Below are 26,915 nucleotides of genomic sequence, written 5' to 3'. Positions count from 1 at the left end.
CCGACCGATGAGCGCGCGCCGCAGCGGCCTCCTCCTCCACCCCACCTCGCTGCCCGGCCCCTACGGCATCGGCGACCTCGGGCCGTCGGCGCGCCGCTTCGCCGACTTCCTGGCGCGCGCGGGCCAGACGCTCTGGCAGGTGCTCCCGCTCGTCCCCACCGGCTACGGCGACTCGCCGTACCAGGGGCTCGGCGCGTTCGCCGGGAACCCGCTCCTCGTGAGCCCGGAGGCGCTGGTGGAGGACGGGCTCCTCGAGGCGGGCGAGGCGGCGGCCCCGCCGGCGTTCCCCGAGGGGACCGTGGACTACGGCCCGGTCATCGCCTGGAAGACCGCCCTGCTGCGGCGCGCCGCCGAGCGGTTCCAGGCGCGCGGCGCCCCGGCGCTGCGGCGCGACTTCGAGGCGTTCCGGGCCCGGACCGCGCGCTGGCTCGACGACTTCGCCCTCTTCGTCGCGCTGAAGGACCGGCACGGCGGCCTGCCCTGGACCCGCTGGCCCGCGCCGCTCGCGCTGCGCGAGCCGGTGGCGGTGGCGCGGGCGCGCGACGAGCTCGCGCCGGAGATCCGGGCCATCGAGCTCGCCCAGTTCGCGTTCGACCGGCAGTGGCGCGCGCTGCGCGCCCACGCGAGGGGGCGCGGCGTCTCGCTCGTGGGCGACCTCCCCATCTACGTGGCGCACGACTGCAGCGACGTGTGGGCCCGGCCCGACCTCTTCCAGCTCGACGCGCGCGGGGAGCCGGCGTTCGTGGCCGGCGTGCCGCCCGACTACTTCAGCGCCACCGGGCAGCTCTGGGGCAACCCGCTCTACCGCTGGGAGGAGCGGGCCGAGGCCTGCCACGGCTTCATGCTCGAGCGGCTCCGGGCGGCGCTCGAGCAGGTGGACCTCGTGCGCGTGGACCACTTCCGCGGCTTCGAGGGCTACTGGGCCGTGCCCGCCGGCGCGGCCACCGCGCAGGAGGGAGCCTGGCGCCCCGGGCCGGGCGCCGCGCTCTTCGACCACCTCCGGCGCGAGCTGGGCCGCCTGCCGCTCATCGCCGAGAACCTCGGGGTCATCACGCCGGAGGTGGAGGCGCTGCGCCACCGGTACGGGCTCCCCGGGATGGCCATCCTCACCTTCGCGTTCGGGAAGGATCCGCAGGCCCCCGGCTTCCGGCCCCACGCCTACGGCCGCGACCTCGTCGCCTACACCGGCACGCACGACAACGACACCGTGGTGGGCTGGTGGCGCAGCGGGGGCGGCGACTCGATCCGGAGCGACGAGGACGTGCGCGAGGAGAAGGCGCTCGCGCGCCGCTACCTCGACCTCGGCGACCGGCCCATCCACGAGGCGATGATCCGGACGCTGCTCGCGTCGGTGGCCGACACGGCCATCGTGCCGCTCCAGGACGTGCTCGGGCTCGGCAGCGAGGCCCGGATGAACCGTCCGGCCACCGCCACCGGCAACTGGCGCTGGCGGTTCCGCGAGGGAGAGCTCGGGGACCGGCAGGCGGCGTGGCTCGGGGAGCTCGCGGGGCTGTACGGGAGGGCGTGAGCCGCCTCAGTGCCCTCCCCGCAGCTCGAACCAGAAGAAGCCGTAGCCGTTGGGCGTGAGCACGTAGGGCTCGTTCCGGATGCTCGGGAAGGGCGTGAACCCCAGCATCTCCACCGGCGTGGCGCCCTCCCAGCGTGACAGATCGAGCTCCACCGGCTGCGGGTGGCGCGACAGGTTGGCGACGCAGAGGATGGTGTCGTCCTCCCAGTGGCGCACGTACGCGATCACCTTCGGGTTCGCGACCGGCAGGAACTCCATCGAGCCCCGGCCGAACACCTGGAAGTGCTTCCGGAGGCGGATCATGTTGCGGACCCAGTGCCACATGGAGGACGGGTCGGCGCGCTGCGCCTCCACGTTCACCGCGGCGTAGCCGTAGATCGGGTCGGTGATGGGCAGCGAGTAGAGCTTCGAGGTCTCCGCGGTGGAGAAGCCCGCGTTCGGCTCGTTGCTCCACTGCATCGGCGTGCGGACGCCGTCGCGGTCGGGGCGGCGGATGTCGTCGCCCATCCCGATCTCGTCGCCGTAGTAGAGGATCGGCGTCCCCGGGAAGGAGAAGAGGAGCGAGTTGAGGAGCTGGATGCGCCGGCGCCCGTTGTCCACGAGCGGCGCGAGGCGGCGCCGGATGCCGACGTTGAGGGTCATGCCCGGGTCACGGGCGTAGGCGAGGACCATGTAGTCGCGCTCGAGCTCGGTGACCATCTCGAGCGTGAGCTCGTCGTGGTTGCGCAGGAAGAGCGCCCACTGGCAGGTCTCCGGGATCTCCGGGGTGCGGCGCATGATGTCCACGATCGGCTCGGAGTCCTCGCGCCGGATGGCCATGAAGATGCGCGGCATCACCGGGAAGTGGAACGCCATGTGGCACTCGTCGCCGTCGCCGAAGTAGGGGCGCACGTCGGCCGGCCACTGGTTCGCCTCGGCGAGGAGCATCCGGCCCGGGTAGTGCTGCTCCACGTAGGCGCGGATCTGCTTGATGACGGCGTGCGTCTCCGGGAGGTTCTCGCAGTTGGTGCCGTCGCGCTCGACCAGGTACGGGATGGCGTCGAGCCGGAAGCCGTCGATCCCCATGTCGAGCCAGTGGCGCATGATCTGGAGCAGCGCCTCGAGCACGCGCGGGTTGTCGAAGTTGAGGTCCGGCTGGTGGTGGAAGAAGCGGTGCCAGTACCAGGCGCCGGCCACCTCGTCCCAGGTCCAGTTCGACTTCTCGGTGTCGGTGAAGATGATGCGCGCGCCCTTGAACCTCTCCGGCGTGTCGCTCCAGACGTAGAAGTCGCGCTCCACCGAGCCCTTGGGCGCCCGCCTGGCGCGCTGGAACCAGGGGTGCTGGTCGGAGGTGTGGTTGACCACCAGCTCGATGAGCACCGCGATCTCCCGCCTGTGCGCCTCCTCCACCAGCCGCCGGAAGTCGTCCACCGTGCCGAAGGACGGGTTCACGCCCAGGTAGTCGGCGATGTCGTAGCCGTCGTCGCGCAGCGGCGAGGGGAAGAACGGGAGCAGCCACAGGCAGGTGATGCCCAGGTCCTCCAGGTACGGGAGCTTCTCGAGGAGCCCCTGGAAGTCGCCCACCCCGTCCCCGTTGGAGTCGCGGAAGGCCTTCACGTGGGTCTCGTAGATGATCGCGTCCTTGTACCAGAGGGGATCGCGGGGGTAGTCCATGCGGGAGGAACTATGCGGCCCGGGGCGGGGCGCCGCACTCGCCCCGAGCGGGCGCTCGCCCGCCGGGCGCGACCCCGCCCGCGAACGCCCTTCGCCGCCGCGCCTCGTTCCGGCGAATCCCACGGGGCCGTGGCGGCGCCGCCCTGCCGCGCCGACGTTCCGTGCGGACATCGAAGGAGGCGCGCATGGCGACGTACGTCTGTCTCTTGAACTACACGGACCAGGGCATCCGCAGCATCAAGGAGAGCGCGAACCGGCTCGACCTGGCCAAGAAGACGTTCCAGTCGGCGGGGGCGGAGCTGAAGCAGTTCTACCTGGCGCTGGGAACGTACGACCTCGTCATCGTGGCCGACGCGCCGGACGACGAGACGATCGCGCGGATCCTGCTGGGCCTCGGCTCGCTCGGCAACGTTCGCACGCAGACGCTCCGGGTCTTCCCCGAGCCCGAGTTCCGGAAGATCATCGGCTCCCTCAAGTGAGCCGCGGCCGGGGGCGGCCCCGGCCTCACGCGTCGCACTCGCGTCGTTTCGCCTGGAACGCAGCGTCTCTCGGGGTCGAGCGCGCGGCGAAAGTCCGTCGCCGCCCCGGCCAGACTTTACCCAGAGATCGCCCACCCTTGGGGCAGGTCGGTCACTCCCGACCCAGGCGTCGTCCACACCCATGCCCGCGCGCAGCGATTGCGCGATTCCCGGGGATCTTTTGGCTGGCACGAGCCTCGCTAGGAGCTCTCGTGCCGCGGGGACATCGCCAGCAAATGGAGCGCGCCGAACCGGCGCGGGTGCGACATGTCGTTCTCGAACCTGACCATCTCCCGGAAGATCCTGCTCTCGTACCTCGTCGCCATCGCGCTCTCGCTGGTGGTCGGCGCGCTCTCCTGGTCGAGCCTGAACCGCGTGCGTGGCCGGCTCGACGAGGTGGCTGCGAACAAGTTCCCGAGCCGGCAGGCCCTCTCCATGATCCAGCAGGGGCAGGATCGGCTCGGGCGCGCGGTGAACGCCCTGATGGTGCCGCACCTCGACGGCGCCAAGCGCGCCCCGTTCTACGAGCGGCTCGACGGCGCGCTGAAGACGGTCGAGGAGGGGCGCAAGCAGTTCGCGGCCCTGCCCCAGGACGCTTCGGCGCTGCGCCAGCTCGAGCAGAGCGCGGCGCCCTGGCAGGAGCTGAAGGCGATCTCCCTGCGGGTCGCCGAGGCCTCCCGCGCGCGGGACCAGGTCCTCGCGCGCGGCTACGGCGAGGAGAGCCCGGAGGGCCGCGCCGCCGAGCGCCGCCTGTTCGAGGCCTGGGATCCGATCCGCCCGGCCCTGGTGGCGCACGAGGCGGCGGTGACGCCGATCGTGGAGGAGGTGAGCGCCGAGGTGGCGGCGGCGAAGAAGGACGGGGAGTCCACCGCCGCGCTCGCCAACGCGCTCGTGCTCGCGACGGTCCTCGGCGGCGCCGCGCTGACGCTCGCGCTGGCCTGGCTGCTCCAGCGCAGCATCGGCCGCACCGTGAGCGGGCTCGCGGCCGAGGCCGGGAAGCTCGGGGAGGCGGTCCGCGAGGGGCGGCTCGACGTCCGCGGCGAGCCCACGGCGGTGGGGGTGGAGTTCCGGCCCATCGTCGAGACCCTGAACGGCACCATGGACGCCTTCGCCGGCCCGTTCGGCGTCGCCTCCGACACCGCCGACCGGCTCGCCCGCGGCGAGACGGCCGCGCCCATCAGCGCCCCGTACCGCGGCGACTTCAACCGGCTCAAGGACAGCCTCAACGCGCTCATCGCGGTCGTCAACGCGCGCTCCGCCGACGTGGACCAGCTCATCGAGGCGGCCGTCGCCGGCCGGCTCGAGGTGCGCGCCGACGCCTCCCGCTACCAGGGCGACCACGCGCGGCTGATGCAGGGGATGAACCGGCTCCTCGACGCGGTGGTCCAGCCGCTCGAGGCGGCCGCCGGCTGCGTGGACCGGATCTCGCGCGGCGACGTGCCGGAGCGGCTCTCCGCCGGCTACCAGGGCAAGTTCGGCGAGCTCGAGGCCGACCTCAACCGCTGCATCGACGCGGTGAACCTGCTCGTGTCCGACGCGAAGCTGCTGTCGCGCGCCGCCGTGGCGGGGCAGCTCTCCACCCGCGCCGACGCCTCCCGCCACCAGGGCGAGTTCCGCGCCGTGGTGCAGGGCGTGAACGACACCCTCGACGCGGTCATCGGCCCGCTCTCGGTGGCCGCCGCCCGGGTGGCCCGCATCGCGCAGGGCGAGATCCCGCCGCGCATCTCGGAGGCCTACGCCGGCGACTTCGGCAAGCTCGCCGCCGACCTCAACGCCTGCATCGACTCGGTCAACGCGCTGGTGGCCGACAGCAAGGCGCTCGCGGCGGAGGCGGTCGAGGGCAACTTCGCCGCCCGGGCCGACGCCTCGCGCCACCGCGGCGACTTCCGGGCGGTGATCCAGGGCGTCAACGACACCATCGAGGCCATCCTCAAGCCGTTCCGGGTGATGGCCGACTACTGCGAGAAGATCTCCCACGGCGAGCTCCCGCCGCTCCGGACCAACCAGGTGAAGGGCGACGTGGTGGCGATGCAGCAGACGCTCAACCGGTGCGTCACCGCGGTGAGCGCGCTCGTCGAGGACACGAGCGCGCTGGCGCAGGCCGCCGTCGAGGGCCGGCTCTCGACCCGCGCCGCGGCCGCCCGGCACGAGGGGGCCTTCCGCAAGACCCTCGAGGGCGTCAACGCCACCCTCGACGCGGTGCTCGCCCCGGTGGGCGAGGCGACCGACGCGCTCGAGCGGCTCGCCTCGCGCGATCTCCGCGCCCGGATGTCGGGCGAGTACCCGGGCGACCACGCCCGGCTGCAGTACGCCCTCAACGCCACCGCCGAGGCGCTCGACGCCGCGCTCTCGCAGGTCTCGGACGCGGTGGGCCAGGTGTCGAGCGCGGCCGGCCAGATCGCCTCGTCGTCGCAGGCGGTCGCGAGCGGCGCCTCCGAGCAGGCGGCCTCGCTCGAGGAGACCTCCTCCAGCCTGGAGTCGGTCGCCGCGATGGCGAAGGGGAGCGCGGAGCACGCGGCCCAGGCCGACGCGCTGGCGCGCGGCGCGCGCGGCTCGGCGGAGCAGGGCGCGGCGGCGATGGCCCAGATGCAGGGCGCCATGGACAAGATCCGCGCCTCCGCCGAGGGCACCTCCGCCATCATCCGCGACATCAACGAGATCGCCTTCCAGACCAACCTCCTCGCGCTCAACGCGGCGGTGGAGGCGGCCCGGGCCGGCGAGGCCGGCCGGGGCTTCGCGGTGGTCGCCGAGGAGGTCCGCTCGCTCGCGCTCCGCAGCAAGGAGGCGGCCCAGAAGACCGAGGCGCTCATCGCGCAGTCGGTGCGGCAGGCGGCCGAGGGCGCCGAGACCTCGCGCCAGGTCTCGGGCGAGCTGGCCGGCATCGTCGGCTCGATCGGCAAGGTCACCGACATCGTGGCCGAGATCGCCGCCTCCGCCCGGGAGCAGTCGGCCGGGATCGAGCAGCTCAACAAGGCCGTCTCCGAGATGGACAAGGTGACCCAGCAGAACGCCGCCAGCTCCGAGGAGTCCTCCTCGGCGGCGAGCGAGCTCTCGAGCCAGTCGGAGGAGCTCGCGGCGATGGTCGGCTCCTTCCGGCTCTCCTCGTCCGCGTCGCCCTCCAGGGCCGCGCTCCCGGCGCAGCGCCAGCCGGCGGCCTCGGCCGCGCCCCGCGCGCAGAAGCCCGCGCCCTCGCTCCTCCCCGAGCCCAGGCGGAAGCGCGCCCCGGCGCGCGCCGCCCAGGGCATCCCGCTCGCGCCCGAGGAGGTCATCCCGCTCGAGTCGGACCCGTTCGTCTCCGAGTTCTGAGGCCGCGGCCGGGCGCGGCGCGGGCGCCGCCCGTCCCCCGCGCCCGGCCCCCGCACGCGCGGTCCGATGGGTCGATCCGCGCCTCACCGCGGCGGCCCCAGGGGCGCCCCCCACCCCTCACCCGGCCCGGCAAGATCGGCCCAGTTCCGCCGATCCGGCCTGGCACGATCCTCGCTATGGCGTCCCATCCTCAGGAGAGTGAATGGCCGGCGGCAGACCACGGGAACCCAGCTCCACCATCGACGCCCAGCACCGCGCGCTCTTCGACCAGCTGCACCGGGTGATGGACGCCCGGCAGCGCGGGCCGGCGGACGCGGCGCTGGAGCTGGCGGAGTTCCAGCGCCAGGTCCGGGCGCACTTCGCCGACGAGGAGCGGATGCTCGCGTGGCGCGGGTACCCGGACCTCCCCGAGCACCGCGCCGAGCACGCCGCCTTCCTGGCGGAGCTCGAGACCATGGACGGCGACCTGAGCGCCGCCTCGGCGGCGTTCCTGCGCGGGTGGCTCGTCAACCACACCACCGGCAGCGACCGGCGCTACCTGGAGTGGACGGCGCGGGCCCACCCGGAGCGGCCGAGGCCGGCGCGCTCGCGGCAGGCGATCCGGACCGAGACCTAGGGGCCGAATCGACCCCGGACTCCGTGTCCGGGCCGGGCGTACAATGGTCGCGTCCCGAGCCGCGAGGCGTCGATGACCACCGCGAACCCTCCCCTCTCCGGTCCCGCCCGGTCCCGCGCGCGCGGCGCCCTGCTCGGGCTCGCCGTGGGCGACGCCCTCGGCACCACGCTCGAGTTCGTGGTCGCGCCGCGGATCCCCTTCCCGGCGCTGGCGCTCGGCCCGCACGCCGAGGTGGTGGGCGGCGGCCCGTTCTCGGTCGCGCCGGGGCAGGTGACCGACGACACGCAGATGGCCACCTGCCTCGCCACCTCGCTCCGGGCGCGCGGCGGGCTCGACGTCGCCGACCTCGCCGCGCGCTACGTCGCCTGGCTCGAGCACGCCTTCGACGCCGGCGCCCAGACGCGCGAGGTGCTCGGGCTCCTCGCCGGCGGCGCGGCGCCCGCAGAGGCCGGCCGGAAGGTCTGGACGGACCGCGGCCTGCGCGCCGCCGGCAACGGTTCCCTCATGCGCACCGCGCCGATCGGCGTCGCCTTCGCCCTGCAGCCGGCGGCGCGCCGGGAGGCGGCGCTCCTCGACTCGGCCCTCACCCACTACGACCCGCGCTGCCAGCTCGCCTGCGCCGCCTTCGACGCCGCCATCGGCGCCGCGGTGAGCGGGAAGGCGCGCTCGCCGCAGGCGGTGCTGGAGTCCGCTCGCGCCGAGCTCGCCCCGGCCGCCCAGGCGATCGCCGCGCTGCCCGGGCTCCCGGAGCCGCTCGTCGAGGAGGCTCGGGCCGCGCTCGAGGAGGACCTCGCCCGCGCGGCGCAGGACGACCCCGGCCTGTACGGCCCGGAGCTGCACCTGCACGAGCGCCAGGGCTTCGTCCGGGTGGCGTTCCGGCTCGCCTTCTGGGAGCTCCTGCACGCGCCCGACCTGCGCGCCGGCCTCGTGGACGTGGTGAACCGGGGCGGCGACGCCGACACCAACGGCGCCATCGCCGGCGCGCTCCTGGGCGCGCTCCACGGCGACGGCGCCATCCCCGAGCCCTGGGCCGCGCGCGTGCTCGGCGCGCTCGCGGACGAGCCCGGGCCGCTGCGCGACCTCTACCATCCGAGGCTGCTGCTGGAGCTGGTGGCGGGGTGACGGGCCGGGCGATGGATGCTACGCACCCTCCGGACGCGCCCGTGCGTGAGCCGGATCATGGCGCCCCGCCGGGCCGGTGCCGTACTCTCCGCGAATGCCACCCACGGTCCGGCTCTACCCCGCCGAAGGGCTCCGGCCCACGCTCTCGCAGGCCGAGCACGCCGTCCACCGGGCGCTCCGCAAGGGCCTCCCGCCGGGCTGGACCGCCTGGCACTCGCTGCGCATCCGCACCCGGGACGGCGTCCTCGGCGAGGGCGACTTCGTGCTCGCCCACCCGGAGCGCGGGCTCCTGGTCCTCGAGGTGAAGGGGGGACGGGTCGAGCAGCGCGACGGGATCTGGCTGCAGAACGGCGCGCCCATGTCGCCCGCCCCGCTCGACCAGGCGAACGGCTTCCTGCGCAAGCTCTCGCGTCGCCTCGGCGAGGACGGGTGCCAGGCCCCGGCGTTCGGCGCCGCCGTCTGCTTCCCGGACGTGGACTTCGAGCGCGGGCCGACGGAGGACGACCTCGCCGGCGTCGTGCTCTCGGGACGCGACCTGGGCTGGCTCGAGCAGGCGCTGCCGCGGGTGGCGGAGCGCGCCCTGCCCGCCCCGGGCCAGGCGCTCGGGGCGTGGATCGACCGGCTCCACCGGTACTGGGGCGAGACCGCCGTCCCCTGCCTCTCGCTCGGCGCCCGCGCCAGCGAGGTGAACGCGCGGCGGCTCGAGCTCGACCCGCTGCAGCTCCTCGCCCTCGACAACCTGCTCGCCAGCGAGCGGCTCCTCGTGCGGGGCGGCGCCGGGTCGGGCAAGACGCTGCTCGCCGCCGAGGCGGCGCGCCGGGCCGCCGCCTCCGGCCAGAAGGTGCTCCTCCTCTGCTTCACCGCCCCGCTCTCGCGCTGGCTCTCGGAGCGGCTCGCCGGGACGGGCGTGGAGGTGCACACCGTGAGCGGGCTCGCGAAGCAGCTCGTGGACGCCGCCGACGGCCCGCGCCAGCCCGACGGCCCGCTCGACGCGCCCTTCTGGAACGCCGTCCTGCTGCGCGCCTCCGAGCTCTGCGAGGCCCGCTGGGACACCGTGATCGTGGACGAGGCGCAGGACCTGCAGGACGAGGCCTGGTTCCTGCTCGAGGGGCTCTCGCGCGGGAGGCGGCTCTGGGGGTTCCACGACCCGGCCCAGACCTTCTGGCCGAGCCGCAAGCCGCCGGTCGAGCTGTTCGGGCGCCCGTTCCTGCTCACCCGGGGGCAGCGCTGCCCGCCCGGCATCCAGGACCTCGCCAACGTCTACGCCGGGGCACCCTACGAGGAGGCGGCCATCCGCGCCGCGTTCGCCGAGGGGTCGCTGCGCTTCGTGCAGGCGCCGAGCGCCACCAGCGTGGGCGACAAGCTGGCGGACGAGGTGGACCGGCTCCTGGGCGCGGGGCTCGCTCCCGGCGACGTCGCCATCGTCTCCCTGCGCGGGCAGTCGGTCCCGGGGGTGCTCCACGAGACCGGCCGGATCGGGCGGCACGAGGTGGTCCGCGCCGACGCCCCGGACGCGCCGGAGCGGCTCGTCGCCGACACCTTCCTCCGCTGGAAGGGGCTGGAGCGCCCGGCGGTCCTCCTCACCGACCTCCCCGAGGGCGAGGTGTCGCAGCCCGGCGTGCGCAGCTACGTGGCGCTCACCCGGGCCCTGGTCACCGCCCGGATCGTGGCCCCGCGGGACCGGCTGGCGCGCGATCCGGTCCTGCGCCGGTTCCTGGAAACCTGAGCGCGAGCGCGGGGGGGGGGGGCGCCGGGGCGGGCCGAGGCGGCGCTGCTCGAGGGCGAGCCGGTGCCGTTCGCGGTGCCGAGGGTGGCGCGCGGATGACGCCGCGGCTCAGGTCCCGGCCCGCGCCGGCGGCCCCTTCGCGAGCCCGGCGTCCTCCCGCGAGAGCCGCCCGAAGCTCGACCAGTCGAGGTCGGCCCAGCCGCGCGCCAGCGCCGCGATCATCCGGTCGCGCACCAGGCTCGCGAGCGGCATGGGGACGCCGGCCGCCTCCGCGGCCTGCAGCAGCAGCCGGTTGTCCTTGGCCCCGAGCGGCAGCGCGAAGCCGGCGGGCGAGAAGCGCTCCTCCACCAGCGTCTTCCCGTAGCCCTGGTAGACCGGCGCCGCGAAGAGCGACTGGGTGAGGATCTCGACCAGCCGCGCCGGCGGGATCCCGCCCTTCTCGACGAGGGCGCAGGCCTCGGCGAGCGCCTCGATCACGGTGGTGATGAGGAAGTTCCCGGTGAGCTTCACCAGGCTCGCGTGCGCCGGGTCGTCGCCGAGCGGGAAGACGCGCTGCCCCATCGCCTCGAGGAGCGGCCGCGCCCGCTCCAGGGCGTCGGCCGGGCCGGCGGCGAGGACGAAGAGCTTCGCCGCGGCGGCCGCGTCGGGTCGGCCGAAGACCGGCGCCGCCAGGAGCGCCTGACCGGCCGCGGCGTGCGCCTTCGCGAGCCGGGCGGTGGTCGCGGGCGAGACGGTGCTCATCGAGAGGTGGAGCCCGCCGCGCGGCAGCCCGGCCCGCACGCCGTCCTCGCCGGAGGTGACCGCCTCGAGCGCGGCGTCGTCCGCCACCATGGTGATGGCGAGCCCGCCGCGGGCCGCCTCGGCGGGCGACCGGACCGCCTGCGCCCCCTCGCCCGCCAGCGCCTCGGCCTTGGCGGGGGACCGGTTCCAGACGGAGACCCGGTGCCCGGCCCGGAGCAGGCTCCGCGCCATCCCCTGCCCCATCGCCCCCAGCCCCACGAACCCCACGTCCATGCCGTGCCTCCGGCGGGAACGTGTGCACGGGGGCGCGGCGGGAGAAGGCGCAGCCCCTCACCGGTGGATCGGCTTGTACCGGATCCGCTTCGGCTTGGCCCCCTCCTCGCCGAGCCGCCGCCGCTTGTCGGCCTCGTACTCCTGGTAGTTGCCGGTGAAGAAGGTCCACTTCGACTCGCCCTCGGCGGCGAGGATGTGGGTGGCGATGCGGTCGAGGAACCAGCGGTCGTGCGAGATGACCATCACGCAGCCGGCGTACTCGAGGAGCGCGTCCTCGAGCGCGCGCAAGGTCTCCACGTCGAGGTCGTTCGACGGCTCGTCGAGCAGCAGCAGGTTGCCGCCGGTCATGAGGGTCTTCGCGAGGTGCAGCCGGCCGCGCTCGCCGCCGGAGAGCGTGCCGACCACCTTCTGCTGGTCGGCCCCCTTGAAGTTGAACCGGCCGATGTACGCGCGGCTCGGCATCTCGAAGCGGCCCACCTGGATGAGGTCGCGGCCGCCGGAGAGCTCCTCGAACACGGTCTTGCCCGAGGAGAGGTTCTCGCGGCTCTGATCGACGAAGGCGAGCTTCACCGTCTGGCCGATCTTCACCTCGCCCGCGTCGGGCTGCTCCGCCCCGGTGATCATCTTGAAGAGCGTGGACTTGCCGGCGCCGTTCGGCCCGATGATGCCGACGATGGCGCCCGGCGGGACGATGAAGGACAGGTCGTCGATGAGGAGCCGGTCGCCGAAGCCCTTGCTCACGTTCTTGAACTCGACCACCTGGTCGCCGAGCCGCTCGGCCACCGGGATGAAGATCTCCTGGGTCTCGTTCCGCTTCTGGTACTCGACGCTGGAGAGCTCCTCGAACCGGGAGAGGCGGGCCTTGCTCTTCGCCTGCCGCGCCTTCGGGTTCTGGCGCACCCACTCGAGCTCGACCTTCATCGCCTTGATGCGCGCGCTCTCCTGCTTCGCCTCCACCTCGAGCCGCTGCTCCTTCTGGTCGAGCCAGCTCGAGTAGTTGCCCTTCCACGGGATGCCGCGGCCGCGGTCGAGCTCGAGGATCCACTCGGCCGCGTTGTCGAGGAAGTAGCGGTCGTGCGTCACCGCCACCACGGTGCCGGGGAAGCGGGTGAGGTACTGCTCGAGCCACTCCACCGACTCGGCGTCGAGGTGGTTGGTGGGCTCGTCGAGGAGCAGCATGTCCGGCTTCGCGAGGAGCAGCTTGCAGAGCGCCACGCGCCGCTTCTCGCCGCCGGAGAGGTGCTTGATGACGGCGTCCCAGGGCGGGAGGCGCAGCGCGTCGGCGGCGATCTCGAGCTGGTTGCCGGTGTCGGCGCCGGCCGCGGCGATGACCGCCTCGAGCCGCGCCTGCTCCTCCGCCAGCTTGTCGAAGTCGGCGTCGGGGGCGCCGTAGGCGGCGTAGATCTCCTCGAGCCGCTTCTGGGCGTCGGCCACCTCGCCCATCCCGCCCTCGACCTCCTCGCGCACCGTCTTCTCGCCGTCGAGCTTCGGCTCCTGCGGCAGGTAGCCCACGCGGACGCCCGCCTGGCGGGTCATCTCGCCCTCGAACTCCTCGTCGGCGCCGGCCATGATCCGGAGCACGGTGGACTTGCCGGCGCCGTTCAGGCCGAGGAGGCCGATCTTGGCCCCCTGGAAGAACGAGAGGGAGATGTCCTTGATGATCTGCCGCTTGGGCGGGACGATCTTGCTCACGCGGAGCATCGACATCACGTACTGGGGCATGGCGTTCCTGGCGTTCGGGGGGACCGGCGGGGGCGAGAGAGTACCCGAATCCGGCCCGGCGACAACTCCGACGGATTAACCGCGGGCCCGTCCCGCCGCAGCGGCCCGCCCGCCTGCGCTATGTTGGCGGCCGGGAGGAGCGCGACGTGAAGACCATCGGCCTCATCGGCGGCATGAGCTGGGAGTCGTCGGCCCATTACTACCGGCTCCTCAACGAACAGGTGAAGGCGCGGCTCGGCGGGCTCCACTCGGCCCGCTGCCTGCTCGCCTCGGTGGACTTCGCCGAGGTGGAGCCGCTCCAGCGCGCCGACCGCTGGGAGGAGGCCGGCGCGCTCCTCAACCGGGCGGCGCTCGGGCTCGAGCGGGCCGGCGCCGACCTGCTCCTCATCTGCGCCAACACCATGCACAAGGTGGCGGATCGGGCCCTGCGCGGCGTGAACGTCCCGCTGCTGCACATCGGCGACGTCACCGCCGAGGCGGTGCGGGCGGCCGGCCTGCGGAAGGTGGCGCTCCTCGGCACCCGCTACGTCATGGAGCAGGACTTCTACCGGCGCCGGCTCGAGGAGCGGCACGGGCTCGAGGTGCTGGTGCCGGGCCCGGCGGACCGCGCCGAGGTGCACCGGGTCATCTTCGAGGAGCTGGTGCTCGGGAAGGTGGAGCCGCGCTCGAAGGCCCGCTACCTCGAGGTCATGGGCGCGCTCGTGGCCCAGGGGGCCGAGGGGGTCGTCGCCGGCTGCACCGAGATCGGCATGCTGGTGCAGCAGGCGGACCTGGCGGTGCCCCTCTTCGACACCACCGAGCTGCACGCGCGGGCCGCGGTGGAGCGGGCCCTCGGGTGAGCGAGCCGGTCCTCTCGGTCGAGTCCCTCTGCAAGCGTTACGGCGAGAGCGCCGCCGTGGACGGGCTCACCTTCCAGGTGGCGCGCGGCGAGACGGTGGGGCTCCTCGGCCCGAACGGCGCCGGCAAGACCACCACCATCAGCACCGTGCTCGGGGTGCTCGCGCCGACCAGCGGCCGGATCGTGGTGGACGGCTGCGACCTCGCCCGGCACCGCTCGCAGGCGCTTGCGCGCACCAACTTCGCCGCGGTCTACGCGCCGCTCCCGGGGAACCTCACCGTGGAGGAGAACCTGCGCATCTTCGGTCTGCTCTACGGGACCGCGGCGCTCTCGCGGCGCATCGACGAGGTGATCGCCGAGCTCGACCTCGCCCGCTTCCGGCGCACCAAGTGCGGCGTGCTCTCCTCGGGCGAGCAGACCCGGGTCGCGCTCGCGAAGGCGCTCCTCAACCGGCCCCGGCTCCTCCTCCTCGACGAGCCGACCGCCTCGCTCGATCCGGCCACGGCCCGCGACGTGCGCGCCCGCATCCGCGCCTTCGCGGCGGCCGGGCACGGCGGGGTGCTCTGGACCTCCCACAACATGTACGAGGTGCAGGAGGTCTGCGACCGCGTGCTCTTCCTCTCCCACGCCCGGATCCTGCTCGAGGGCGACCCCCGCACGCTGCCCGCCGAGCACGGCAAGGCCACCCTCGAGGACCTCTTCGTGGCGGTGGCGCGGGAGCCGCTCTCGCTCCAGGAGGCCTCGTGAAGGGCCCCGGGCGCGTCGGCGCCATCCTGCTCCGCCAGCTCTACCTGCTGCGCGGCAACCCGGCCCGCCTCATCCCGCTCTTCGCCTGGGTGGCGATCGACGTGGTGCTCTGGGGCTTCATCACCCGCTACCTCGACGCCGTGGCCGGCTCGGGCTTCAGCTTCGTGCCGGTGCTGCTCGGCGCGGTGCTCTTCTGGGACTTCTTCGGCCGGGTGATGCAGGGCGTGACCATGGCGTTCTTCGAGGACGTCTGGAGCCGAAACTTCCTCAACGTCTTCTCGAGCCCGCTGACGCTCGGCGAGTACCTCGCCGGGCTCGTGCTCTCGAGCGTGGCCACGAGCGCGGTGGGCGTGCTGGTGATGGTCTCGGTGGCGCGCGCCGCCTTCGGCCTCTCCTTCGCGGCGTACGGCCCGGCGGTGGCCGGCTTCCTGGGCGTGCTCTTCCTGTTCGGCATCGCCCTCGGCGTGCTCGGGTGCGCCATCGTGCTGCGGCTCGGCCCCTCCGCCGAGTGGCTCATCTGGCCCATCCCGGCGGTGCTCTCGCCCTTCGCCGGCGTCTTCTACCCGCTCGCCACGCTGCCCGCCTGGATGCGGGCGGTCTCGCGCGCCCTGCCGCCGGCGTACGTGTTCGAGTCGCTGCGGGCGGTGGCGGCCGGGGGCCGCGCCTCCGGCCGGGCGCTCGCCACCGGCGCCGGGCTCTCGCTCCTCTGGCTGCTCGCGGCGGCGTGGCTCTTCGCGGCCGTCTATCGCGCAGCCGTGCGGAGCGGGCACCTCGCCCGCTACAGCGCCGAGAGCTGAGCACCGCCCGGGGGGTCCGCCCCCGGCGCGCCCGCCACCGCGCCACGCCCCGGCGCGCTCTCGCGACCGGGCCACGCCCCGGCGTGGCCGGGCGCGCGGGAAGCCGTGCGGCTTATGGCTCGCCGCCGTGGCGCGTCCTACCCAGCCCGCACTCATCCGGCTCACCCACTGGGCGAACCTGGTCCTCTTCGCGATCATGGCGGGGAGCGGGCTGCGGATCCTCGCGGCCCACCCGATGCTGGGCGCGGTGGGCGAGGAGTACCGCTGGGTCCCGTTCCAGGGGACGCGCCCGCCCGCCTTCCTCACCCTGGGCGGCTGGCTCGCCGGCGCGCGCCACTGGCACTTCGCCTTCGCCTCGCTGTTCGTGCTGAACGCGCTCGTGTACCTCGCCTACTTCGTCGCGAGCGGCGAGTGGCGGCGGCGGCTCTTCTTCCCGCGGCGCGACGCCCGGAACGCCTGGGAGACGCTGCTCCACGACCTCCGGCTGCGCCGGGCGGCGCCGGGCGAGCACGGCCTCTACAACGGCATGCAACGGCTCGCCTACACCGGCGTGCTCGCCACCGCGCCGCTGCTGGTGCTCACGGGACTCGCGCTCTTCAAGCCGGTGCAGCTCCCCCGGCTGACGGCGCTCCTCGGCGGCTACGACCTCGCCCGCGCGCTCCACCTCGGCGTGCTCGTCGCGCTGGCGGCCTTCACCGTGGTGCACGTGGTCCAGGTGGCGCTCCACCCGCGCACGCTCGTGGACATGACGGTGGGCCGGCGCGCGCGGCACGAGGGGGGTCCGACGTGAGCCGGCGCCGCCCCTCCCCGCTCGCGCCCTTCGGCCCGCCGCGGCCGGACCCCTCGCGCCGCGCCTTCCTCGCCGCCGGCCTCCGCTCGGCGGGCCTCCTCGCCCTCGGCGGCCTCGCCTGCGACAGCGCCCGCCCGCGCGCGGGCTTCCTCGGCGCCATGGAGCGGCTCAACGAGCGCTTCGAGCGGGCGCTCTTCGACCCGAAGCGGCTCGCCCCCGAGCTCCCCGAGGAGGACGACACCGCGCCCGAGGACTTCCCCGCCTACAAGATCTCCCGCGCCTTCCCGGCCGCCCCCGCCGGCTGGGCGCTCCGGGTGGGCGGGCTCGTCGCCCGGCCGCTCCTCCTCTCGGGCGCCGACCTGCAGCGGCTCCCGCGCACCAGCGTGCGGGTGCGCCACCACTGCGTCGAGGGCTGGTCGGCGGTGGCGTCGTGGCAGGGGGCGCGGCTCTCGGAGGTGGCCCGCCTCGCGGGCGCCGACCCGCGGGCGCGCTACGTCGAGTTCCGCTCGTTCGACGCGGGCTACTGGTCGTCGTGGGACCTGGAGAGCGCGCTCCACCCGCAGACGATCCTGGCCTACGGCATGAACGGCGCCCCGCTCGCGATGGAGTACGGGGCGCCGCTGCGGCTCTACTCGGCCGTGAAGCTCGGCTACAAGATGGTGAAGTACCTCACCGAGGTGAGCTTCCTCCCGGAACGCAGCGGCGGCTACTGGGAGGACCAGGGCTACGAGTGGTTCGCCGGCGTGTGAGGCGTCGCCGGCCGGACCGCTCAGGTCGCCCGCGCCGCCGTGGCGGCCGCCGCCTCGCCCAGGTAGGCGCTGCGCACGCGGTCGTCCGCGAGGAGCTCCTTGCCCGGGCCCTGCAGGATGATGCGGCCGGTCTCGAGCACGTAGCCGTGGTCGGCGATCTCCAGGGCGGCCTTGGCGTTCTGCTCGATGAGCAGCACCGTCACGCCCTCCTGGTTGATGGCGCGCACGATGCCGAAGATCATCTTCACGACCAGCGGCGCGAGCCCGAGCGACGGCTCGTCCATCATCAGGATCTTGGGGCGGGTCATGAGCGCGCGCCCCACCGCCAGCATCTGCTGCTCGCCGCCGGAGAGCGTGCCCGCCTTCTGCTTCGCCCGCTCCTCGAGCCGCGGGAAGAAGCCGAACACCTTCTTCCGGTCGGCGGCGATGCCGGCCTTGTCGCTCCGGGAGTAGGCGCCGAGCGTGAGGTTCTCGTCCACGGTGAGGTTCGGGAACACCCGCCGCCCCTCGGGCACGAGGCAGACGCCGCGCTTCACGATCTCGCGGGTGGGGAGCCCGGTGAGCGTCTCGCCGTTCCAGCTCACCGTGCCGGCGGTCGGCTTCACCAGCCCGACGACGGAGCGCAGCGTGGTGCTCTTGCCGGCGCCGTTGGCGCCGATGAGGCTGACGATGCTGCCGTCCGGGACCTCGAGGCCGATGCCCTGGAGCGCGTGGATGCCGCCGTAGTGGACCGACAGCCCTTCGACCTTCAGCATCACTCCACCCCCAGGTAGGCTTCGATCACCTTGGGATCGCGCTGGATGGCGGCCGGATCGCCCTGGGCGATGGTGACGCCGTACTCGAGGACCCAGAGCTTCTGGCAGATGCCCATCACCACCTGCATGTGGTGCTCGATGAGCAGGATGGTGAGGTCGAACTGGTCGCGGATCCTGCGGATGAAGTGCATCAGCTCCACCGACTCCTGCGGGTTCATGCCGGCCGCGGGCTCGTCGAGGAGGAGCAGCGCCGGCCTGGTCGCCAGCGCGCGGGCGATCTCGAGCCGCCGCTGCTTGCCGTAGGGCAGGCTCACCGCGAGCTCGCCCGCCTCGCCGGCGAGGCCCACCTCGGCGAGGAGCTCCATCGCGAAGGCGCGCGCCTCCCGGTCCTTGCGCCGGTAGCCGGGCAGGTGGAGCGTGGAGGCGAAGAGGCCGCTGTCCATCTGGAGGTGGCAGCCCACGAGCACGTTCTCGAGCACCGACAGGTCCTTGAAGAGCCGGATGTTCTGGAAGGTGCGCGCCATGCCGCGGCGGGTGACCTGGTGCCGGGCCAGCCCGGTGACGTCCTCGCCCTTGAAGAACACCTTCCCCTCGGTGGGCGGGGTCACGCCGGTGATGACGTTGAAGGCGGTGGTCTTGCCGGCGCCGTTCGGCCCGATGAGGCCGACGATCTCGCCCTTCCCGATGTCGAGGGAGAGCTCGGAGACGGCCGTGAGGCCGCCGAACTTCATGGTGACGCCCTCGGTCCTAAGCATGGCCGTCCCTCCCCTCCGCGGTCCGCGGCAGGAGGCCGGCGCGCGACAGCATGCTCCAGGAGAACTCGCGGTTGCCCATGAGCCCGCGCTGCCGGAACAGCACCACGCCCATCAGCACCAGCGAGAAGACCACCATCCGCAGCCCGGGCCGGGCCTCGAGGGCGAAGATCCCGAAGTCGAGCGGCCCGTCGAGGAAGCGCAGCGCCTCCATGCCGACGGTCACCGCGACGGCGGAGATCACCGAGCCGGTGATGGAGCCGATGCCGCCGAGCACCACCACCAGCAGGATGTTGAAGGTGAGCATGAAGGTGAACATCTTCGGGTCGATGGTGGTGAGGAGGTGGCCGAGCAGCGCGCCCCCCACGCCCGCCATGAAGCTCGAGGCGGCGAAGCTCACCACCTTCACCCGGAACACGTCGATGCCCATGGCGCCGGCGGCGATCTCGTCGTCGCGCACCGCCTTCATCGCCCGCCCGTAGCTGGAGCGGGTGAGGAGCACCATGAAGGCCACCGAGAGCGCGGCGCAGGGCCAGACCACCCAGGTGGTGGAGAACATCGGCAGGCCCTTCAGGCCGAGCGCGCCGTTGGTGAGGCTCTGGGTGTTGGTGAGCACCACCCGGATGATCTCGGCGAAGCCGAGGGTGGCGATGGCGAGGTAGTCGTCCTTGAGCCGGAGCGCCGGGGCGCCGATGAGGAACCCGAGCGCCGCGGCCACGATCCCGGCCGCGAGCAGCGCCGGCAGGAAGGGCAGGTGCACGTGCGCCAGCCAGGGCACGATGGGCGCGAGGAAGAAGTTCATCTCCTTCTGCTCGGGCGTCATGGTGAGGAGGGCGCAGGTGTACGCGCCCACCGCCATGAAGCCGGCGTGGCCGAGCGAGAAGAGGCCGGTGAACCCGTTCACGAGGTTGAGGGAGAGCGCCAGGACCACGTAGATGGCGCAGAGGTTCCAGACCCGCAGGCTGAAGGAGTCGAACCAGAGGTCGCCGGCGACGAGCAGCGCCAGGAAGGCGGCGGTGGCGGCGAGGGAGTAGAGGTGGTTGCGCGCGAGTCGCATGGGCGTCACACCTTCTCCGCCTGGCGGCTGCCGAGGAGCCCGGCCGGCTTCACCAGCAGCACCACGATGAGGAGCACGAAGGCGAAGGCGTCGCGGTAGCCGGTCAGGGTGGGCAGGAAGGCGATGGTGAGGAGCTCGATCCCGCCGAGCAGGAAGCCGCCCAGCACCGCGCCCTGGATGTTGCCGATGCCGCCGATCACGGCGGCGATGAAGCACTTGAGGCCCGGCATCACGCCCATGAGCGGGTTCAGCTGCGGGTACTTGTAGGACCAGAGGATGCCGCCGAAGGAGGCGAGCAGCGACCCCGAGCCGAAGGTGAACGAGATGATCCGGTTCACGTCGATGGCCTGGAGGCGCGCGGCGTCGAGGTCGGTGGAGACCGCGCGCATGGCCATGCCGGTGCGGGTCTTGCCGACGATCCAGAGCAGCACCGCCAGGATGGCGAAGGTGAAGACCGGGATCACCACGCTCACCGACATGACGCTCACGCCGTGGCTCGAGAGCTTCACGTTGAAGACGTCGGGGACGGTGACGCCCTTGGGGCGCCCGCCGAAGAGCACGATGGCGACGTTCTCGATGAGGAACGAGGCGCCGATGGCGCTGATCATCACCGAGATCTTGGGCGAGTCGCGCAGCGGCCGGTAGGCGACGCGCTCGAGCCCCACGCCGAGGAGCGCGGTGACGAGGATGGCGATGGCGAAGGTGGCCCACCAGGGCATCACGAACAGCGCCACCCCGTAGAACGCGAGGTAGGCGCCGAGCATGAACAGGTCGCCGTGCGCGAAGTTGATGAGCCGGAGGATGCCGTACACCATCGTGTAGCCGATGGCGATGAGGGCGTAGAGGCTCCCCAGCGCGAGGGCGTTCGCGAGGTGCTGGAGGAAGAGCGCGAGCGTCATGAGGGCACGCAGACTACTTGAAACGAGAGCGGGGGACCAACCGGGGTCCCCCGCTCCAGGCGACCGGGCGGGCGGCGGGATGCCAGCGGCAGACCGCCGGCACCCTCTCCCCTGCCCTCCCCCTCGCGGAGGGGGAGGGAGGCGCCGCCGCCGAGGTCAGCGAGAAATGGCCGTGCGTCCTGGGCGGACTACGGCTGCACCGTGGTCAGGTAGGTGAACTTCCCACCCTTCACCGTCTTGATCACCGCGCTCTTGGTGGCGTCGCGGTTCTGGTCGAAGGTGATGAGGCCGGCCGCGCCGGGGAAGGCCTGCACGCCGGCGAGGGCGTCGCGGATCTTGGCGCCCTCGAGGCTGCCGGCCTTCTCGATGGCCGCGCGGGCCACGAGGTAGCCGTCGAAGCCGAGGGCGGTCACCGCCGCGGGCTCCTTGCTGTACTGCTTGCGGTAGGCGTCGAGGAAGGTCTTGCTGGTGTCGGTGATCGGCACCTCGGTGGCGAAGAAGGTCGAGAACACCGCGCCCTCGGTGGCCTTCTTGCCGACGTCGATGAACTCCGGGGCCTCCCAGGTGTCGCCGCCGAGGAACGGGGCGGTGATGCCGAGCTCCTGGGCCTGCTTGATGATGAGGGCGCTCTCCGTGTAGTTGCCCGGCGCGAAGATCACGTCCGGCTTCATCGACTTGAGGGTCGTGAGCTGGGCGGTGAAGTCCTGGTCGTTGGTGTTGTAGTTGAGCTCGCCGAGGATGGCGTTCTCGTCGCCGGTCAGCTTCTTGAAGCTGTCGGCGAAGAACTTGGCCAGGCCCACCGAGTAGTCGTTCGAGACCTCGCGGATGATGACCGCCTTCTTGGCCTTGAGGTCCTTGGCCGCGTAGTTCGCCATCACCGTGCCCTGGAACGGGTCGATGAAGCAGACGCGGAAGTAGTAGTCGTTCCCCTTGGTGACGAGGGGGTTCGTGGCCGACATGGCGATGGCCGGGATCTTCTTGTCCTTCACGATCGGGCCGGCGGCCATGGAGAGCGAGGAGCCCCAGGAGCCGAGGACCACGTTCACCTTGTCCTGGTCCACGAGGCGCTGGGCGGCGTTGGCGGCCTCGACCTTGTCCGACTTGTTGTCGGCGAGGACGAGCTCGATCTTGTACTCCTTGTCGCCCACCTTGACGGTCGGATAGAGCTGGTTCGCGAGCTTGATGCCCTCGACCTCCATCGCGCCGCCGGCCGCGTTGGCGCCGGTCATCGGCTCGAAGATGCCGATCTTCACCGTGGTGGGCTTGGACGACTTGCAGCCGGTCGCCGCGAAGATCGCGGCGAGGGAGAGGAGCAGGGAGATCTTGCGCATTCCGGCCTCCTGGCCTGGGTTGAATTCGGCGCGCAGGGTACCACAATGGACGACCCCGCCAACCCTCGGCGGGGCCATCCCACTCCCTGCGGCCGATCGGCCGGGATGCGCAGCGGTTACACGGCCTTGAGCCGGCCGGCCCGGGGGGCGCGCTTCTCCTCGGCCCGCTGCTCCGACGCCGAGAACTTCTCGGCGAAGGTGGTGAGCACGGCCTTGAGGTACTCGCCGGTGCGGGCGCGGCGCTCGCGCTCGACCTCCTTCGGATCGACCTCCACGAACTTCTCGTCGGGCACGATCTTGAAGAGCGGCTGGCCCTTCTGGACGATGGTGCCGTCGCCGCCGGTCATGAGGACCTTCTCGACGGTCCCGGAGAACGTCGCCCGGACCGTGTTGAACATCTTCATCACCTCGATGATGTAGAGCGGCTGGCCCTTCTCGAAGTGCATGCCCTCGTGGACGAAGCGCGGGCGGCCGGGGGCCTCCTGCCCGTAGTACATGCCGCCGCACACCGCCACGATCTCGTCGGCCTTGGTGGCCGGCGGGGGCACGAGCACCTTCTTCATGCGCGCCTGCAGCTCGGGGTCGTTGAGGTACTCGGGGATGGTGACGTCCAGGTTCTCCTCCACCCGGAAGTCGAAGAACCGGACCTTCTCGGCCAGCATGAAGAGCATGCCGAGGAGCTCGTTGCCCGACTGGAAGCCGAAGTGGGCCGCCCGGATGTGGGCCCAGGTGTCGGCGTCGTAGCCGCCCTGCGGCGCCTCGTTCCGCAGGATCTCGTCGAGCTTGTAGTACTCCTGCCGCTCGAGCCCGAAGGTGTGGCGGAGCTGCTGGTAGAAGCGCAGCGGCTTCTGGATGAGCTCGTGGTCGTGCTGCCAGATGACCTCGGCCGCCGGGGCCTTCGGGTCGTGCACCATGTTGAGGTACTCGTAGGTGTCGTTGAGCACCCCGAGGGCGTTGCGGATCCAGATCAGCCGGCCGTCCTCGATCCGGTAGTTGTGGCGGAAGAGGCTGAGCCACCCGGCGAAGAGGTGCGGGTCCTCGAGCAGCCGGAGGATGGGCCGGGTGAGGAGCGTGCTCTTGCGGTCGAGCACCTCCGCCACCGCCTTGGCCATGGCCGGGTCGCCCGGGTACTCGACGCCGGCCTGCCGCGCGTAGTGCTTCTTCATCTCCACGAAGCCGAAGGTCGGGTCCACCTTGCTCGCCTCCTCCTTGAGGCGGCCGAGCAGGGTGAGGTACGGGACCACGAACCGGGTGGTCGGCTTCGCCATCACGTTCTGGCCGATGAACCAGTTCACGAGCCCGTAGTGGAACTCGAGGTTGGTGGCCAGGTTCACGCCGCGGATGCGCATGTACCCGAGCACCTTCGCGAGGTGCTGGTAGCTGTCGAGCCGGTCCTCGCCCTTGGTGAGGAGGAGGGCGATGTTGGAGTCGTAGGCCCCGGCCACGCGGTAGCGGATGAACTTGCCGGTGTCGGGGTTGGGCAGGCAGATGCCCTGGTCGTCGCGGATCTCGCCCTCGACGGGCTTGGACCAGTAGCGGATGAGGCCCCCGGCGTGCGGGGAGAGCGAGGCGTCGGTGGCGTTGAGGCGCGCCTCCACCGCGGCGGCGAAGCGCGGGACGCGCCGCGGCTTCGGGAGCCGCGCGCCGTGGCGGGCGATGAGGGCCATCGCCTCGACGAGCGACTCCACCCGGAAGGTGTCGGCGGGGTCGTCGGGGTTCGCGAACTCGAGCGCGTAGCAGAGCTCGGTCACCCGGTGCTCCACCTGGATCCGGGTGTTCACCTCCATGAAGTAGTACCGGTCGCGATCGACGATGCACTCGAAGGTGGAGGCGGAGTCGAGCCCGACCGCCTCGCCGAAGCGGGCCGCGTCGGCCTCCATCCGCTTCAGGATCTCGAGGTCGGTGAGGAGCGCGCGGGCCTCCTCGTCCTTCCCGGCCTCCTGGGCGCGGGCGGCGGCGGCGGCGAGCGCCTCCTGCGTCACCGAGACCTCGAGCAGCTTCTGCTCGTGCATCTGCAGCGAGCAGTCGCGGCCGCCGAGCGAGACGCACCACTTCCCGTTGCCGAGGAGCTGGATCTCGTTGTGGCGGGTCTGCTCGATGTTGAGCTCGATGAGGACGTTCTTGTTGTCGCCGACCCCGGTGGCCTTCACCTCGTTCAGGATCTCGCGGACCGCCGCGGGCGCGTCGGCCGCCGCCAGCTCGATCTGCTCCGCCGTCGGGTTCGGGTGGGAGAGGAGGCTGGCGCCGAGGATGCGCTGCCCCTTGCCGCCGCCGCCGCCGATGGCCTTGAGCCGCACCCGGCTGGCCGGGTGGTCGCGGAACATGGTCGCCACCTCGTGCTGGACCTGCTCGGCCAGCTCCTCGATGGTGAACATGTCGATGCCCTTGGCGTAGCACCCCTGCAGCACGTGCTCGGCCAGCACCTCGAGCGGCGCCTTCTCGTCGTTGACGATGGCCGGGTCGCACTCGAGCTCGCGCGCCTCCACCACCAGCAGGAGCTTCTTGCGGGTGGGGAGCTTCTTGAGCAGCGTGCGGGCCGAGACGTCGTTCACGCCCGGCGTCACGCTCACGCCCACCTCGAGCGCGGTGCGCTTCGCCTCGTCCTTCTTGCCGGCGCGGGCCTGGATCTCGGAGTTGGGGCCGATGAACTTGAGGCCCGCCTTCTCCACCGTGGCCACGAACTCCTCGTCCTCGGCCATGAAGCCGTAGCCGGCGAAGATCGAGTCGTAGCCGTTGTCGTGCGCGATCTGCACGATCTGGTGCATGCGCTCGACGCGCTCCTCCTTGCTCGCGCCGGTGTAGTCGGGGAGCCGGTGGACGCGCCGGTTGTCGGTGAGCTGCCGGAGCTCGGGCGCGAGGGCGTTCGGGTAGACGATCGAGTCCTTCTCGGAGAGGAGGATCCCGTAGTGGGTGATCCCCATCTCGTCGAAGACGTCCATCGCCTCCTTGCGGATGGGGCCGCGGCAGACGATGAGCGGCTTCAGGTCCTCGCAGGCGAAGGACCGCGCCCACTCCGAGGCCGAGGCGGCGAGGCGGCGGTCGCGGTGGGTGAGCGGGTTGTCCTGGTACCAGTCGGTGGTGGGAGCCATTCGGTCTCTCTCCGGTCTCGTTCGAGTGGTTCGCTGCCGCCTTCGACTAGTGGAACTCGCGCTGCGGCCCGCCCATCGGGCAGGGCTTGTAGTGCCGCAGCAGGAACTGCATGTTCTCGCCCAGCACCTTGCGCAGGTCGGTGGGCATCACGATGGAGGAGATGGAGCCGAGCGAGAGCCCTTCCTTCGGGTTCATGAGCTCCTTCTCGTAGCGCTTGCCGAGCTGGGCCTCCTCCAGCTTGAGCCAGTCGCCCGCCTCCTTCTCGGCGTCGCGCTTGGCGTCCTCGCCGTCCATGCCGGCGGCGGTGCGCTGCTGGATCCCCTTCTTCACCATCTCGGCGGCGGCGGCGCGCAGCTTGCGGAGCTCGTCCTTGTAGACGAACTCCTTGCCGGCCGGCCCCATCACCGCGAGGCGGGTGGTGGGGAGCGCCAGCACGAGGTCGGCGCCGGTGGGGTAGTTGTTGTACGAGGCGTAGGCGCCGCCGAAGGCGTTGCGCAGGATGAGGAGGATGCGCGGGGTGCGCACGTCCACGATGGCGTCGAGCATGGAGCGGCCGGCCTGCACGATGCCGCGCGCCTCCTGCTCGCGGCCGGGGAGGAAGCCGGTGGTGTCCTCCATGAAGATGATGGGGATGTTGTAGACGTTGCAGAACCGCACGAACCTCGCGATCTTGAGGGCGGTGTCGCAGTCGATCTGGCCGGAGCCGACGGCGCTGTTGTTGGCGACGAAGCCGACCACGTGCCCGCCGAGGCGGCCGAAGGCGGTCACCACCTCCTTGGCGCGCTCGGGCTGGAGCTCGAAGTAGTCGCCGTGGTCGCAGACCTGCTGGATGATGATCGACACGTCGAAGGGCGTGTTGAACCCGGTCGGCGAGTTGAACGCCTTCTTGAGGAGGGTGTTGATCTCCCAGGTCTTGCGGTCGATGGGGTCGCTCGTCTGCTGGAACGGCGCCGACACCGAGTTGTTGTCGGGGATGTAGCCGAGGAGCCGCACCGCCTGGCGCAGCGCCGCGAGCTCGTCCATCACCGTGAGGTCGGCCACGCCGGAGGCGCCGTGCACCTTGGGGCCGCCCAGGTCCTCGGGGCTGATGTCCTCGCCGAGCACCGACTTGACCACGCCCGGCCCGGTGAGGCCGAAGAAGGTGTCGTTGGGCTGGATGACGAAGCTGCCCTGCCGCGGCAGGTACGAGCCGCCGCCGGCGTTGAAGCCGAACATGCACATGATCGACGGGACCACGCCGCTGATCTTGCGGAGCGCGGTGAAGGCCTCGGCGTAGCCGTCGAGCCCGCCCACGCCGGCCGGCACGTAGGCGCCGGCCGAGTCGTTCATGCCGATGAGCGGGATGCCCTTCTCGCCCGCGAGCCGGAAGAGCCGCGCCAGCTTGTTGCCGTTGGTGGCGTCCATCGAGCCGGCGCGCACCGTGAAGTCGTGGCCGTAGCAGGCGACGTCGCGGCCGTCGATGTTCAGCACGGCGGTGACGAGCGAGGCGCCGTCGAGGTTCTTGCCCCAGTTCTGGTAGAGGACGTTGGGCGGCTTGTCGGTGAGCACCCGCATGCGCTCCCAGACGGTCATCCGCTTCTTGGCGTGCTGCTTCTCGATCTGGTCGATGGCCACCGACCGGACCGGCCGCTGGATGAGGTCGTACCCCTCCTTCATGACCTCTTCGTACGCGCCGGTGGCGCGCGAGATCTCGTTCGGGATGTTGAACTCGACCTTCTCGGGAGGATCGAGGGGGTTGGTCAGGGTCGGCTTGATCGCCTTCACGGCCATGGGAGTTCCTCGGGAGGGTCGCTGAAGAGAGCCGGTGAGTGTCACTTGAGCCCACACAGAGAGCAAGAACACTTACGGGTGGCTTGACTTTGAGATAATGACGCGACGCGCTACCCGGCCCCGGGGTCCGAGCCC

Annotated in this window: 21 protein-coding genes; 11 read left to right on the top strand and 10 right to left on the bottom strand. The window is 72.3% G+C overall.

The features are described from left to right. Nucleotides 1–7: 7 nt before the first annotated feature. On the top strand, nt 8–1,528 hold the full coding sequence (gene malQ / locus AMPC_RS17020) for a 4-alpha-glucanotransferase (protein WP_248342613.1): 1,521 nt from the start codon (nt 8–10) through the stop codon (nt 1,526–1,528). A gap of 6 nt (nt 1,529–1,534) precedes the next feature. Here the strand turns inward: malQ and treS are convergent, their stop codons facing one another. Then, nucleotides 1,535–3,181: a maltose alpha-D-glucosyltransferase gene (gene treS, locus AMPC_RS17015; protein WP_248342612.1), complete on the bottom strand. Its 1,647-nt coding sequence runs from the start codon at nt 3,179–3,181 to the stop codon at nt 1,535–1,537. 185 nt (nt 3,182–3,366) lie between these two features. Between treS and AMPC_RS17010 the strand changes: the two genes are divergently transcribed. The 5 genes from AMPC_RS17010 (at nt 3,367) to AMPC_RS16990 (ending at nt 10,469) form a co-directional block, all read left to right on the top strand. After that, entirely contained in the window at nt 3,367–3,660 is a 294-nt protein-coding gene (locus AMPC_RS17010) for a GYD domain-containing protein (protein ID WP_248342611.1), read from the top strand. A gap of 306 nt (nt 3,661–3,966) precedes the next feature. Continuing rightward, nucleotides 3,967–7,005, top strand: a complete 3,039-nt coding sequence (locus tag AMPC_RS17005) for a methyl-accepting chemotaxis protein (protein WP_248342610.1) — start codon at nt 3,967–3,969, stop codon at nt 7,003–7,005. Nucleotides 7,006–7,207: 202 nt separating this feature from the next. Beyond that, nucleotides 7,208–7,621 carry a bacteriohemerythrin gene (locus tag AMPC_RS17000; RefSeq protein WP_248342609.1) on the top strand — a complete coding sequence of 138 codons (414 nt, stop codon included), beginning with the start codon at nt 7,208–7,210 and terminating at the stop codon, nt 7,619–7,621. 72 nt (nt 7,622–7,693) lie between these two features. Further along, nucleotides 7,694–8,743 carry an ADP-ribosylglycohydrolase family protein gene (locus tag AMPC_RS16995; protein ID WP_248342608.1) on the top strand — a complete coding sequence of 350 codons (1,050 nt, stop codon included), beginning with the start codon at nt 7,694–7,696 and terminating at the stop codon, nt 8,741–8,743. A gap of 94 nt (nt 8,744–8,837) precedes the next feature. Continuing rightward, nucleotides 8,838–10,469 carry a nuclease-related domain-containing DEAD/DEAH box helicase gene (locus AMPC_RS16990; protein WP_248342607.1) on the top strand — a complete coding sequence of 544 codons (1,632 nt, stop codon included), beginning with the start codon at nt 8,838–8,840 and terminating at the stop codon, nt 10,467–10,469. A gap of 108 nt (nt 10,470–10,577) precedes the next feature. On the opposite strand, the gene AMPC_RS16985 is transcribed toward AMPC_RS16990, so the two are convergent. After that, nucleotides 10,578–11,483 (bottom strand): NAD(P)-dependent oxidoreductase, encoded by a 906-nt coding sequence (locus AMPC_RS16985; RefSeq protein WP_248342606.1) that lies wholly within the window; start codon nt 11,481–11,483, stop codon nt 10,578–10,580. A gap of 57 nt (nt 11,484–11,540) precedes the next feature. Next, a complete protein-coding gene (gene ettA / locus AMPC_RS16980) occupies nt 11,541–13,205 on the bottom strand; it encodes an energy-dependent translational throttle protein EttA (protein WP_248342605.1) in 1,665 nt (554 codons plus the stop codon). A gap of 146 nt (nt 13,206–13,351) precedes the next feature. Here ettA and AMPC_RS16975 point away from each other — a divergent pair, with 146 nt between their 5' ends. The 5 genes from AMPC_RS16975 (at nt 13,352) to AMPC_RS16955 (ending at nt 17,126) form a co-directional block, all read left to right on the top strand. Next, entirely contained in the window at nt 13,352–14,044 is a 693-nt protein-coding gene (locus AMPC_RS16975; RefSeq protein ID WP_248342604.1) for an aspartate/glutamate racemase family protein, read from the top strand. Next, the gene (locus AMPC_RS16970) at nt 14,041–14,790 is read left to right on the top strand and encodes an ABC transporter ATP-binding protein (RefSeq protein ID WP_248342603.1); all 750 of its coding nucleotides are present in this window, start codon (nt 14,041–14,043) and stop codon (nt 14,788–14,790) included. The genes AMPC_RS16975 and AMPC_RS16970 overlap by 4 nt, the downstream gene beginning before the upstream one ends. Further along, complete coding sequence (locus AMPC_RS16965; protein ID WP_248342602.1) at nt 14,787–15,587, top strand: ABC transporter permease; 801 nt, start codon at nt 14,787–14,789, stop codon at nt 15,585–15,587. Before AMPC_RS16970 ends, AMPC_RS16965 begins: the two co-directional genes overlap by 4 nt. Before the next feature lie 127 nt (nt 15,588–15,714). Continuing rightward, complete coding sequence (locus AMPC_RS16960; RefSeq protein WP_248342601.1) at nt 15,715–16,377, top strand: cytochrome b/b6 domain-containing protein; 663 nt, start codon at nt 15,715–15,717, stop codon at nt 16,375–16,377. Beyond that, on the top strand, nt 16,374–17,126 hold the full coding sequence (locus AMPC_RS16955) for a molybdopterin-dependent oxidoreductase (RefSeq protein WP_248342600.1): 753 nt from the start codon (nt 16,374–16,376) through the stop codon (nt 17,124–17,126). The genes AMPC_RS16960 and AMPC_RS16955 overlap by 4 nt, the downstream gene beginning before the upstream one ends. Nucleotides 17,127–17,146: 20 nt before the next feature. Here AMPC_RS16955 and AMPC_RS16950 read toward each other — a convergent pair whose 3' ends face one another. The 7 genes from AMPC_RS16950 to AMPC_RS16920 all read right to left on the bottom strand — a co-directional run bounded on the left by AMPC_RS16950 (nt 17,147) and on the right by AMPC_RS16920 (nt 26,780). Continuing rightward, on the bottom strand, nt 17,147–17,881 hold the full coding sequence (locus tag AMPC_RS16950; RefSeq protein ID WP_248342599.1) for an ABC transporter ATP-binding protein: 735 nt from the start codon (nt 17,879–17,881) through the stop codon (nt 17,147–17,149). Further along, on the bottom strand, nt 17,881–18,636 hold the full coding sequence (locus tag AMPC_RS16945) for an ABC transporter ATP-binding protein (protein WP_248342598.1): 756 nt from the start codon (nt 18,634–18,636) through the stop codon (nt 17,881–17,883). The genes AMPC_RS16950 and AMPC_RS16945 overlap by 1 nt, the downstream gene beginning before the upstream one ends. Continuing rightward, nucleotides 18,629–19,690, bottom strand: coding sequence for a branched-chain amino acid ABC transporter permease (locus tag AMPC_RS16940; protein WP_248342597.1), 1,062 nt, complete (start codon nt 19,688–19,690; stop codon nt 18,629–18,631). The genes AMPC_RS16945 and AMPC_RS16940 overlap by 8 nt, the downstream gene beginning before the upstream one ends. 5 nt (nt 19,691–19,695) lie before the next feature. After that, a complete protein-coding gene (locus AMPC_RS16935) occupies nt 19,696–20,589 on the bottom strand; it encodes a branched-chain amino acid ABC transporter permease (RefSeq protein WP_248342596.1) in 894 nt (297 codons plus the stop codon). 188 nt (nt 20,590–20,777) lie between these two features. Further along, on the bottom strand, nt 20,778–21,920 hold the full coding sequence (locus tag AMPC_RS16930) for an ABC transporter substrate-binding protein (protein WP_248342595.1): 1,143 nt from the start codon (nt 21,918–21,920) through the stop codon (nt 20,778–20,780). A gap of 116 nt (nt 21,921–22,036) precedes the next feature. Next, entirely contained in the window at nt 22,037–25,009 is a 2,973-nt protein-coding gene (locus tag AMPC_RS16925; protein WP_248342594.1) for an ATP-binding protein, read from the bottom strand. Between the two features lie 46 nt (nt 25,010–25,055). After that, on the bottom strand, nt 25,056–26,780 hold the full coding sequence (locus AMPC_RS16920; protein ID WP_248342593.1) for an acyl-CoA carboxylase subunit beta: 1,725 nt from the start codon (nt 26,778–26,780) through the stop codon (nt 25,056–25,058). Between the last annotated feature and the right edge of the window lie 135 nt (nt 26,781–26,915).

Origin of the sequence: Anaeromyxobacter paludicola, from assembly GCF_023169965.1 — a bacterium.
Classification (GTDB): Bacteria; Myxococcota; Myxococcia; order Myxococcales; family Anaeromyxobacteraceae; genus Anaeromyxobacter_B; species Anaeromyxobacter_B paludicola.
This window is presented reverse-complemented; position numbering and strand designations above follow the sequence as displayed.